General features: G+C 47.1%; 9 protein-coding genes. 7 read left to right on the forward strand and 2 right to left on the reverse strand.

The window, feature by feature from the left end:
* The first annotated feature begins 5 nt into the window (after positions 1-5).
* Genes B3D59_RS13055 through B3D59_RS13085 form a run of 7 tightly spaced genes read left to right on the forward strand, consistent with a single transcriptional unit; the run spans position 6 to position 9,231 of the window.
* On the forward strand, positions 6-1,277 hold the full coding sequence (locus B3D59_RS13055; RefSeq protein ID WP_286820270.1) for a B12-binding domain-containing radical SAM protein: 1,272 nt from the start codon (positions 6-8) through the stop codon (positions 1,275-1,277).
* A complete protein-coding gene (locus B3D59_RS13060) occupies positions 1,249-1,542 on the forward strand; it encodes a hypothetical protein (protein WP_286820271.1) in 294 nt (97 codons plus the stop codon). Before B3D59_RS13055 ends, B3D59_RS13060 begins: the two co-directional genes overlap by 29 nt.
* 27 nt (positions 1,543-1,569) lie before the next feature.
* Complete coding sequence (locus tag B3D59_RS13065; RefSeq protein WP_286820272.1) at positions 1,570-3,915, forward strand: glycosyltransferase family 2 protein; 2,346 nt, start codon at positions 1,570-1,572, stop codon at positions 3,913-3,915.
* Positions 3,912-5,561: a cellulose biosynthesis cyclic di-GMP-binding regulatory protein BcsB gene (locus B3D59_RS13070; protein WP_286820273.1), complete on the forward strand. Its 1,650-nt coding sequence runs from the start codon at positions 3,912-3,914 to the stop codon at positions 5,559-5,561. The genes B3D59_RS13065 and B3D59_RS13070 overlap by 4 nt, the downstream gene beginning before the upstream one ends.
* Positions 5,536-6,174, forward strand: a complete 639-nt coding sequence (locus B3D59_RS13075; RefSeq protein ID WP_286820274.1) for a hypothetical protein — start codon at positions 5,536-5,538, stop codon at positions 6,172-6,174. The genes B3D59_RS13070 and B3D59_RS13075 overlap by 26 nt, the downstream gene beginning before the upstream one ends.
* Positions 6,167-7,216, forward strand: coding sequence for a glycosyl hydrolase family 8 (locus B3D59_RS13080; RefSeq protein WP_286820275.1), 1,050 nt, complete (start codon positions 6,167-6,169; stop codon positions 7,214-7,216). The genes B3D59_RS13075 and B3D59_RS13080 overlap by 8 nt, the downstream gene beginning before the upstream one ends.
* On the forward strand, positions 7,213-9,231 hold the full coding sequence (locus B3D59_RS13085; protein ID WP_286820276.1) for a cellulose synthase subunit BcsC-related outer membrane protein: 2,019 nt from the start codon (positions 7,213-7,215) through the stop codon (positions 9,229-9,231). The genes B3D59_RS13080 and B3D59_RS13085 overlap by 4 nt, the downstream gene beginning before the upstream one ends.
* Before the next feature lie 23 nt (positions 9,232-9,254).
* On the opposite strand, the gene B3D59_RS13090 is transcribed toward B3D59_RS13085, so the two are convergent.
* Positions 9,255-10,496 (reverse strand): beta-ketoacyl-[acyl-carrier-protein] synthase family protein, encoded by a 1,242-nt coding sequence (locus B3D59_RS13090; RefSeq protein ID WP_286820277.1) that lies wholly within the window; start codon positions 10,494-10,496, stop codon positions 9,255-9,257.
* 63 nt (positions 10,497-10,559) lie between these two features.
* Positions 10,560-10,814, reverse strand: a complete 255-nt coding sequence (locus B3D59_RS13095; RefSeq protein ID WP_004072590.1) for an acyl carrier protein — start codon at positions 10,812-10,814, stop codon at positions 10,560-10,562.
* Positions 10,815-11,160 lie beyond the last annotated feature (346 nt).

Below are 11,160 nucleotides of genomic sequence, written 5' to 3' on the forward strand. Positions count from 1 at the left end.
AATAGATGAAACTGAAACTGATCTATCCCAGATGGACAAAACTTGACCGGCAGACCGAATTCCACCTGCCCCCCCATGGACCTGTTGTGTTTGCGGCAGCCCTGCCCGACTATATCGACGTCCAGTTTATTGATGAGAATGTCCAGGCCATTGACTATGATGAACAGGTGGACGTGGTTGCACTCTCGATGATGCTTACCATCCAGATCAACCGCGGCATTGCCATTGCAAAAAAATTTAGGTCCAAAGGGATTCCAGTTATTGCCGGCGGCATTGCCACCATGCTCCATGCAGAACAGATGACAGGCCAGGTGGATGCCGTGTTTCTTGGAGAGGCTGAAGGTCGGATGGAGAAGCTTTTTGATGACTTAAAGAAAAACTGCCTGGCCCCGGTGTATGATTATCTTTCTTCACAGCCACCCATTGAAAGCGTGGGACCGGCCAGGAGGGATATTCTTGAACGGGACCTGTACAACTACAAAGGGGTGCAGATGGTGGATCTGGTCCATGCCTCCCGGGGATGCAGATTTAACTGCTACCCTTGCGCCGTGGCCTATTTAGGGGGGCGGAAATTCAGACCCAGACCCATCGACAAAACCATTGAAGAGCTTGCCGGCATTGACAACAACCGGCTCTTTATTGTGGACAATTCCCTGGCCCAGGACAAGCAGTGGGAAATGGACCTTTTCCGGGAGATGATCCCGCTAAAGAAGAAATGGTGCTGCCACCCCATTGAAAACGACCCCAAGGTGCTGGACCTGGCAGCCCAGGCCGGCGCCTGGTATGTTTACCAGGCTGTATTCGACACCTCGGATTTAATCCGGGACAGGATCAAACGCTACCATGATTACGGCATCGGTGTAGAGGGCACAATCCTTCTAGGCCTTGACCACCACACAGAAGACTCCATCAAAAGACTCATTGATTTTCTTTTGGAAATTGATCTTGATCTGGCTGAATTTACGGTTCTGACACCGTTCCCCCACACCCGGGCGTGGGAAGAGCTAAACAGCCAGAAAAGAATTCTATCCTATGACTGGGATGAGTATTCTGCGGACAAAGTGGTCTTTCAGCCCAAAAACATGGCCCCGGAGCGGTTGCAGGAACTTCTCGAGTATGCCTGGAACGCCTTTTACCAGGATGAACCCCAAAATATCAAAATGTATAAACTGTTAAAAACGGTCATCCAAAAGGAAAAAGCGGATAATACCTATCACCCGAGAAACCGGGATCTTGTGCGCTCCGCGTTTGGGCGGCCCGCAGGTCAACAACGCTGATATCCGTTACATTATACTGCTGGCCGACAATATAGGGGCGCGGCTTCAGAATTCGGAAGTTACCGGATCCATAAACAAGGTTGCCGTCAATCTGATGACCGGCCAAAAGGAGATCAAAAAAATTGCTATAGATCCCTTTATTGACATGGGGTCAGGCTACCCGGTCAAGGCCAATGATCGCATCGTTAAAATCATGGCCGCCGAGATTATGGAATATCCCCTGGTATTCACACTCAAACCCCCTTGCCCAGCCGTAACGATTTGAGTAAAGTGGCCAAAGCAAAAATTAAAATTGAAGTACACCCTAATTTCTAAAGAGGCGAAAATCGAAAAGCAATCTAAAAACAAGACGAAACGGATTAGAGAAAACCTGGCCGGAGGGCTTTCGATATTAATCATCGGCGGATACCTGCTGCTGTCCAGTGCATATCTGTCCTTATTTCACCAGTCGCTATTGGGCGGACTGCTGGTGGTGATTGCCGGGATAACCAGCATGATCAGTTCGCATACAGGAAAGTTATCAAGAATACTGATTATGACCATTTGTTCGTTTTTGACTCTGAGATATCTGCAGTTCAGGATCAATGTGAGCCTGGCATTTAACGGGGTGCCCGATATGATTGCCGCGTTGATGTTATTTAGTGCCGAGGTCTATGGTATCGTCATATATTTTTTTGGCATGTTCGTGAATGCCTGGCCGTTGGATCGACGCTCAGTTCAACTGCCGGTTATACCCTCAGATTATCCTACGGTTGATGTTTATATTCCCACATATAACGAGCCGGTTGAGCTATTGAGAATTACAGCTCTTGCGGCGACCCAGATGCTTTACCCTGAAGAGAAAAGAACCATCTATATCCTGGATGACGGCGGAACGAAACAGCGACTGGATGATGCGAATAAGGAAAAAGCGCAAGCGGCCAGAGAACGATCAAACAAGCTTAAGCAGATCGCATCAGAATTGTCTGTCATTTATGCGACCCGGGATAAAAACTTATCTGCCAAGGCCGGAAACCTAAACGAGGCGCTGCTCAGCTGTGAATGTACCTTGGATGAAGATGCGTTTGACGGCATATCATGTGTGAATCACGGCATTCAGCAGGGCTGCGGCGACTTGATACTCATCCTTGACTGCGATCACGTTCCGACAAGGGACTTTCTTGAAAACACAGTAGGCTTTTTCCTCAAAGACCCCAATCTTTTTTTATTACAAACCCCTCACTATTTTATTAATCCGGATCCCTTAGAAAAAAATCTGAATATTTTTAGAAAAAGTCCCAGTGAAAATGAAATGTTCTACGGTGCAATTCACCCTGGACTTGACTTTTGGAATGCATCATTTTTTTGCGGATCTGCCGCAATACTGAGGCGGAAATACCTGATGGAAACAGGCGGTATTGCCGGAAATTCCATAACAGAGGATGCTGAAACCGCACTGGGGCTCCATGCCAAAGGGTATTCAAGCGCATATTTAAAAAAACCACTGATCATCGGCCTGACACCCGAGACCTTTTCGGACTTTATCATCCAGAGAAGTCGATGGGCACAGGGAATGATACAAATTTTCATACTTAAGAACCCGTTGTTGCAAAAAGGGCTGAGCGTGCCCCAGCGCATCTGTTATTTCAATGCCACGCTGTTCTGGTTTTTTGGCATTGCCCGGATCATTTTTTATTTATCTCCCCTGGTTCTACTGTTTTTTGGACTTCGGATTTACAATGCTTCATGGACTCAGGTGCTGGCCTATGCCTTGCCCCATCTTATGGGAGCGCACATCCTGTCCAATTTTCTTTTTGGCCGATTTCGGCACCCGTTTTTTTCAGAACTTTATGAAACCATTCAAAGCATTTACCTGCTGCCGGCTATCCTGTCGGCCATCATCAAACCCAGAGCACCTGTGTTTAAAGTTACACCCAAGGCGGTTTCCCATGGTAAAGATTTCTTAAGCCATTTATCAATGCCGTTTTACCTGATGCTCGTTATCAGTGCAGCAGGCTCAATTACCGGCATCTATCGCATAATCCGGACCCCTGAAGTGATGGACGCCATACTTATTTGCATGGCATGGAATCTCTTTAACATGGTTCTTTTGCTGGCCTGCCTCGGGGTGGTGTGGGAAAAACGCCAGTTGAGGAAACAGCACCGCTATGAAACCTGTGAAAAAGTGACATTGGAATATGATCATAAGTACATTTCCGGAACTATTTTTGACCTGTCCGTCTCCGGGGCCGGTATCAGGGTTAACAATGATGCAGGGTTGGGGGTCAATGATCACCTCGTACTCCATGTCAAAGACAGCCGTGGGGAGGCTTATCAGATACCTGTAATCATTGAGCATATTATTTTTTCAGAGCTTCAGCTTAAACTGGGTTGTTCATTTGTAACGGATACGCTGACACAACTGACCGCAGTCGTCAATTTCGTATATGGGGACAGCAATCGGTGGAAATTTTACGGTCAATATAATCAGGATTCGCGCATTGGAAACTTCTTGGGATTTTTAAACCTTTTAAAAATAGGGATTTCAGGATTTATGTCCAATTTTAAAGGTGTTTCATCCCTTGTATATCAAGGGATAAAAGTATACATTCATCATATCTATCGCTTAATTTCCAAACATCGTGAGGATCTGTCGTGAAAAAATTTTTTGTTTTTATTATCTGTTTAAATATATGGCTTACGGCCGGCGTTGATGCACGGACCGTTTCTTTACCGCTCAAGGATTTCATGGCAGTGGATAACATCCGGCTTAGCGGCATAGAGGCCAATACCCAGCGATTTGAACTTAAGCTGCCCATTCCGGAACGGTGGAAGGTCCATGAAGCCAGGCTGACATTTGGATATTCCAATTCAAGTGCATTGATAAAGGATCGATCAAAACTGACGTTTGTCTTTGATGGATTCGTACTGGCCCAGAACAGTCTGGATCCGTTGGTGTATAAAAAAAACCTGACCGTAACCATTCCGCCGTCACTGCTCGGCCCGGGATACCATCCTTTTGAAATTCAGGTGGCCCAGCACTCGGTGGAAAGCGGATGCGAAGACCCGTCCGCGCCTGAATTGTGGACATCCATTGAACTGGTCGATGCCGTACTTGAGCTTAAAATGGACTTGAAACCCATTCCGCTGAGGGTGTCGGCGGTAAACGATTTTTTATATGATCCCAAAAACATTTACCCGCCGGAGATTGATCTGGTTTTTCCTGAACTCACACCGGGCATCATGAAATCCGTGGCGCTATGTGCCTCAGGGATAGCCAACCGTTATGAATTTAGACGAACACCTTTTTTTAATACCGCCAATATCAGCCGCCGGACCGACACGATCGTGGTGGGAGATCCTGAATTTTTAAGATCTCAACTTTCCAGATTTAATCTGCCAGACCGTATATGGGAAAATATCCAAGGCCCGCATTTAAGTCTTCACCACCTTCCCTACCTGGAACAAAACGGGGCCTCAAAATCCAATCCAAAGACAGACCCTGGTTTTGCGTTAATCATTGTTTGCGGACGAAACGAAGAAGAAATCCTCAAAGCGTCAACGGGCCTGTCTCTTCTCTCCATGCCGTTGCCGGATGCCCCATCTGTCCACCTGACAGATATCCAGCTCCCTGTCCTGGCCCCCTATCGATTTAAAAAAGGTCTGGTACCCGGATGCACATACACCCTTAAAGCACTTGGGATGGACTCTTGTACCTTTAAAGGCATGACGCCCATCCCCAAAGGCATTGAATTTCGGCTCCCTTCCAACGCCCACCTGACACCCAACGATCAGGCTGTTCTTTCCCTGACCATTGCCTATGGCGCAGCCATGAGGGAGGATTCGGTTCTCAACATCCAATTAAACGATAAATTTGTCACCGGCATCCCTCTAAGGGATCCTGCTGGAGGAAATTATCGTGACTACGAGGTGCAATTTTTGATGTCATCCCTGAAACCCGGCATCAACAGGTTGTTGTTTGCACCGGAACTGGTCCCACTGATAACGGATCAGTGTACCTTGATCCAGACCGGTAATCTGAGAATAACTTTATTTGATAATTCAACCTTAAGCCTTCCTGAAATAGACCAATGGATTGAAATGCCGAATTTGGGGGCGTTCTTGACTGATGGATTCCCGTTTGGCAGGTACCCGGACATGAGAGAAACCCAAATTTGCATTCCGGACAAAACCCCGGCCTCATTTATGGCCTCGGTCAATCTGATTGCAATGACGGCACAAAAGATCGGATTCCCCCCCCCTTGCTGCAAGCTGGCATGTGGATACCCCGGCATCAGAAGATAAAGATCTCATCTTCGTCTCACAGACCGATACCATCCCGTCATCCTTTCGCGAGGCTGCACCAATTAACCTGACAACCCCAGGTCCCATAAAAATGCCGCACCTGGGCAGGCCCAAGGGAAATTGTGAAAATGAAAACAACAGTTTATTGTCCAAATTTTTTCATCCACGGCAGAACAAGATTACTCAAGTTGATATAGAAGAGTCCAAACTGGTCATCCTTCGCGCTGATCCTGTTTTCATCCAAGGTCGGGGCGCATGCATCGAATTTCAGAATCCCAAGGACAAAAACAGATCCGTATTCATGCTTACCGCACAAAATCAAGAAGATATGGCAAAAACCGGGCAAGCACTCTGGGATCCCAGAGTTCAAGCATCCCTTAGGGGCGATACGGCATTTATCAATTTAACGGACCCGGAACTGGATACCCGCTCGTTCAGGTTGGGTGACAATTATTACCTGGGCAAGGTCTCTCCTATCCCGTTCATGGATTATTATGCCAATACCTATCCGGTGTGGTTCATCGGCGTGATTGTGGTCCTGTGTTTCAGCCTTGCGATGCTGCTGTATATGCTGCTGCGGGCAAGGAATAAAAGGAGGCTTACAGGTGATTAAATCCCGAACAATATACCTGTTAACGGCTTTGGTGTGTGGGCTTGTGATTGCGGGACATTGTTTTGCACAAACGCCGGGCACCTGGGAGTATTACCGCCATCATTTTGTTTCGGAGGACGGTCGTGTCATTGATTTCTTTCAGAAAAAAACCAGTCATTCAGAAGGTCAAGGATATGGCATGCTCCTGGCAGTTGCCCATAAAGACCGGGCGTCCTTTAACCGCATCTACAAATGGACTCGCGAAAACCTTATGGTTCGGGCCGACCCCCTGTCAGCCTGGCAGTGGGGTATGCGTATCAACGGTCAGTGGGATATTCTTGATTACAACAATGCAACGGATGGGGATCTGCTGATCGCCTGGGCGCTGCTTGAGGCTGCCCAATTGTGGTCCGAACCGAATCTGGCCGATCACGCATTGTCCATTATCGCCGCAATTAAAAACGATCTGGTAATAAAAAAATACGGCCGCATGATCCTGTTGCCTGGGTATTTCGGGTTTTCATCTCCTGAAGCCGTCATCCTTAATCCCAGCTATTTCGTTTACCCTGCATTTGAAAAATTTGCACAAACCGATAATCCGGAATTTTGGCGTACCCTGGCAGGCCAGAGCTTTGAACTTACATTCGCGCATTGCCTGACCCCGCTCGAATTACCCTGTGACTGGATATCCATGGATGAAACCGGTGTGAAGATCAATAAAAAACGCAGTAAAAATTTCGGTTATGAAGCCATCAGAATTCCTTTATACATGGCCATGTCCGATGACCATAAGAATGGACTGGCGAGATTTTCAAAATATCTGTCATTTTATAAAACAACCCAACTGCTGCCAAATGTGGTGGATCTGGTGGATAGCCAGATATCGATGTTCATGGCCCCTGCCGGATTTTATGCGATTTTTGCACGGTGCTGCCAAATAGTCGGAGAAAAAGACCTGGGTTCCCGGCTCATGGAAACAGCAAAGGAGAAAATTTTAACAGAGAAAGACGATTATTACTCAAACACGCTTTATCTTCTGGCCCATTCGGTGAGACTGCCATGAATATTTCCCGGAAAACGACTGCCATATTGGGTATAATTTTATTTCTTTTTTATTGTCCTGCCTTGCCTGCCAAAGAAGCCACCTATGGAGAAATTCTGGCCACGGCTTGGAATCAATTCAACGAGGACAAACTGACCGAAGCCGCCAAAGGGTTTCTCCAGGTTCAACTGGCCCCGGATATGACGTTGAGGCAGAATGCCCGGATGGGACTGGGGTATACCCGTTTAAAACAGGGAAGAAAAGAGGCGGCCCAATCCATATTTTTGCTGTTAGTCGAAGATGGCTATCAATTGCCCAAAACCCTGCCGGCCCTTATGGAAACATATCCGGAAGGGGCAAAGGAGAGGGGCTTGATTGCGCGGCGTATCCTGGACATTGATCCCAAGCATGAATTTGCGCTGATCGTTTCTGCATGGAATCATTATCATAAAAAAGAATATGCATTGGCAGAAGGATATTTTGCACGCCTGTCCGCCATCATTCCCCATGACCAGGGTACCCGGATAGGCTTAGGCTACAGCCTGCTGCACCAAAAAAAATTTGACGAAGCCATACGCCTCGTGGACAACTTTGAACCGCAGCACTCCGATAAACTGATGGAGTTACGGAAAAACGTCTATCGCCAAGGGATTTTGGAAAGCCTGAGCCAAAACCGATTTTCAGATGCTAAAAAATTATTTTTCCGGATGGCTCTCCTGGATAATGATAGCTCCATGACCAGCATTACGAATCTTGGTGTCCAGGTCCTTGACGGCTATGCGCATGGAGGGAAAAGGAGTGATGCTTGGAATCTGGCCGATGATATGGGCCGCAACAGCTTTATTGGTGTCAGACGCGCAGCAGCTTATTTTTATGCAAAAAATAAGGCGCCGGTGACGGCATCCCAGGTTTTTGATGACCCGGAGGCTTGTTTTGTAAATGCCGACGCCTCCCGGATTGACGCATCGGTTTATTTTCGTCACCGGTCTGGTGATCCCGGTTTGTCCCGACTTAATGAAATCGCATTTCCGATTTCAGCCGGCATCGCTTTTCCTTTAGGGCATCAACTAACCTTTTCCCATGTTTACAAACAACTTGACAGCAGCGATCCATCAGCCTTCCGGGCAGGCAGCTATTATTGGTATCAAAACGCCAGCCAATCTAAAGCGGCACTCAACAATCAGTCCGACTTCCATGAACTCTGGTTGAATTATAAAAAAGAAGGCACTTATCCCTTCAAAGTGGCCATCGGCACGTCACCCATTGGCGGAGATGTCGACACAACACTACTTTTCAATATCGATACTGACATCAACGGATTTGAAATCAATGTTCACCGAACCTCGGTTGACGAGTCCATCCTGTCCTATGCGGGACTGAACGATCCCTATGGGGATGATGCCTGGGGTCGGGTGACCAAAAGCGGAGGAAAATTAGGATATACAATTAGCCCCTGGAGAAGTTTGTGGATCAGTGGGCGTATCGGTTTTGATTTATACCGGGGTGAGAATGTAATAGATAACACGGCAGGGACGGTTGATTTGGCTTTTGGCCAGACGCGCGAACTCGGAAAAAAATGGGAATTCTCCTATGGTATTTATGGATCTTATCAACATTTTGAACGTAACTCCAATTTTTTTACATTTGGTCATGGGGGGTATTACAGCCCGGATCATATGATTTCAACGGGTCCGCTGATACGAATCAAATCCCGCCCCTGTCTTGATTATTATTTGGATTTTCAAGCTTCTGGAGGCTGGATGTGGGAACAAACAGCTAATGCCCCCTTTTACCCTGAACAAATCTTGATATCTGAACTCTCACCAGCCGGTCGAGCAGAATACAACGGTATATACCAAGGAAACGAGGATAGCAGTCCGACAGCACTTATACAGCTTGAAGCGTGGAAATTACTGGGCCCTAAATTTGCCATTGGGGGATATGCCAAGATGAACCTGACATCTGAATACAATGAATGGCAGATCGGATTAAATTTGAAATATTATTTTAAAAAGCAACAAAATTTTTATTGGTAAAGCATTTTCGCCCATAAAATTCTTCATTTTTTAAACAGGCGCTTAAGAATCAGGCTGGTGTTAATGCCGCCAAAGGCAAAATTCTGGACAGCGGCATACTGGATATTTGTTTCCATCAACTGTGGCGTATGGCGGATCATGGCGCAGCGGTCATCCACCTGATCCAGATTGAGCGTGGGGACAATAAATCCTTTTTCCATCATATAAAGAGTGAGAATGGTTTCGATAACACCGCATGCTGCGATGGTGTGTCCCATGTAACTTTTCAATCCGCTGACCCATGGTTTGTTTCCATACACATTGTTAATGGCCCGGGCCTCGATCACGTCCCCGATGCGGGTGGCCGTGGCATGTGCACTGATAAAATCAATCTGGTCCGCATTGATCTGGGCATTTTCTAAGCCCATCTCAAGCACCTGGGTGACTCCGGCAAGATCAGGCATGATGAGGTTGCCGCCGTTATTATTGGTTGAAAACCCGATCACCTCCCCAAGAATTACTGCGCCCCGTTTTCTGGCAGATTCAAATTCCTCCAGCATAACGGCGCCGGCGCCCTCGCCCACCACCAGCCCGTCCCGTTCGGCATCAAAGGGCCGGGGCGTTTTATGAGGGGTGTCATTATAATGGGTGGAACAGGCCAGCAGATTATCAAATACAGCCACCGTGGTGGTATCGTACTCTTCGGAACCGCCGCAGATCATTGCGTCCTGCACTCCGAATTTAATCATCTCATACCCGAACCCGATAGACTGGCTGCTGGTGGTGCAGGCTGACGGAGAACTAATGACCCGCCCTGTTATCCCAAACATCCGGGTAATGTTGACGGCGGTGGTATGGACCATTGATTTCAGATAATCTGCGGCCGAAAGGGAAAACATGTCAGTGGATTGCGCATTAAAGCAGGCCTGGTACACTTTTTTGAGAACAACGGTGGACCCGTGAGAAGACCCAAAGGAAACCCCGACTCTTCCCGAAGAAAGAAATGTCCTGTCAAGCCCTGACTGTTTGATGACATCATCCACAACCCTGCAGGCTGCAAGGGAGACCGGTCCCATAGTTTTGCGATATTTTCTTGGAAAGTCGTACGCCAGCTCCTCGTCCACCGTTCCAAACACGCTGGTATTCAGTTGCTCAACCAGAAGTTCATCATCCCTGATGCGGCCAACACCAGATGTGCCGCTCTCAAGGTGTTTAAGGATATCCGCCTTGCTGCAGCCAATGGGCGTTATGCCTGAACATCCGGTTATGACAACTCGTCTTTCCATAAATATTCAATCACCATTTCAAAATTTCAATGCGTCAGGATATAATCAGACAATCAGGGGACATTAAGCCCTTTCAGCCATGGCCTTTTCAATAAAATCAACGATCTCGTTGACGGTTCGTATGGTCATGGCGGCCTCTTCCTCATCTCGAGTCAGTTTGGTTTTCATCAATGTCTCAATTTCCCGGAGTAACTCTATGGCATCAATACTGTCAAAGCCGTGGACGGCATTAAGGTCATCGTCAAGTCCAACATCGGACATTTCAAAATTGGTTTCAATGAAATTAATAATGGTGGCCTGTATTTCTTCTCGATCCATTTTCTATCGTCCTTTGCTCTTCTGATGATTCTTCGAACGCTCCTGCCGAAGGTTGTTTTCATTCTAACAGTTCAGTTCCAAAGCCTATAGTCATTACCACGATTCATTGTGAATGAAAACATTATCCATGGTGCTCTCAAAGCAATCGCATGCTATAGCTCATAAACATGTCCCCAATGTAGGCGGGGCCACAACCGTCTTTTTTCCTTAAATTTATTCAATAAGTTTGCGCTATTTTCACACCCCAAAAAAAGAAAGGGGTTTCAATATGAGTCCTAAAACTCTTGAAACCCCCGTCCTTTCTATATGGTACCGAAGAAGGGACTTGAACCCCCACGCCTTGCGG

The sequence above is a fragment of the Desulfobacter sp. UBA2225 genome (assembly GCF_002348205.1).
Lineage (GTDB): Bacteria > Desulfobacterota > Desulfobacteria > Desulfobacterales > Desulfobacteraceae > Desulfobacter > Desulfobacter postgatei.

Coding starts and splice junctions, on each gene's coding strand:
- B3D59_RS13055 (WP_286820270.1), top strand. CDS start 6: ATGAAACTGAAACTGATCTATCCCAGATGGACAAAACTTGACCGGCAG.
- B3D59_RS13095 (WP_004072590.1), bottom strand. CDS start 10,814: ATGGATCGAGAAGAAATACAGGCCACCATTATTAATTTCATTGAAACC.
- B3D59_RS13085 (WP_286820276.1), top strand. CDS start 7,213: ATGAATATTTCCCGGAAAACGACTGCCATATTGGGTATAATTTTATTT.
- B3D59_RS13090 (WP_286820277.1), bottom strand. CDS start 10,496: ATGGAAAGACGAGTTGTCATAACCGGATGTTCAGGCATAACGCCCATT.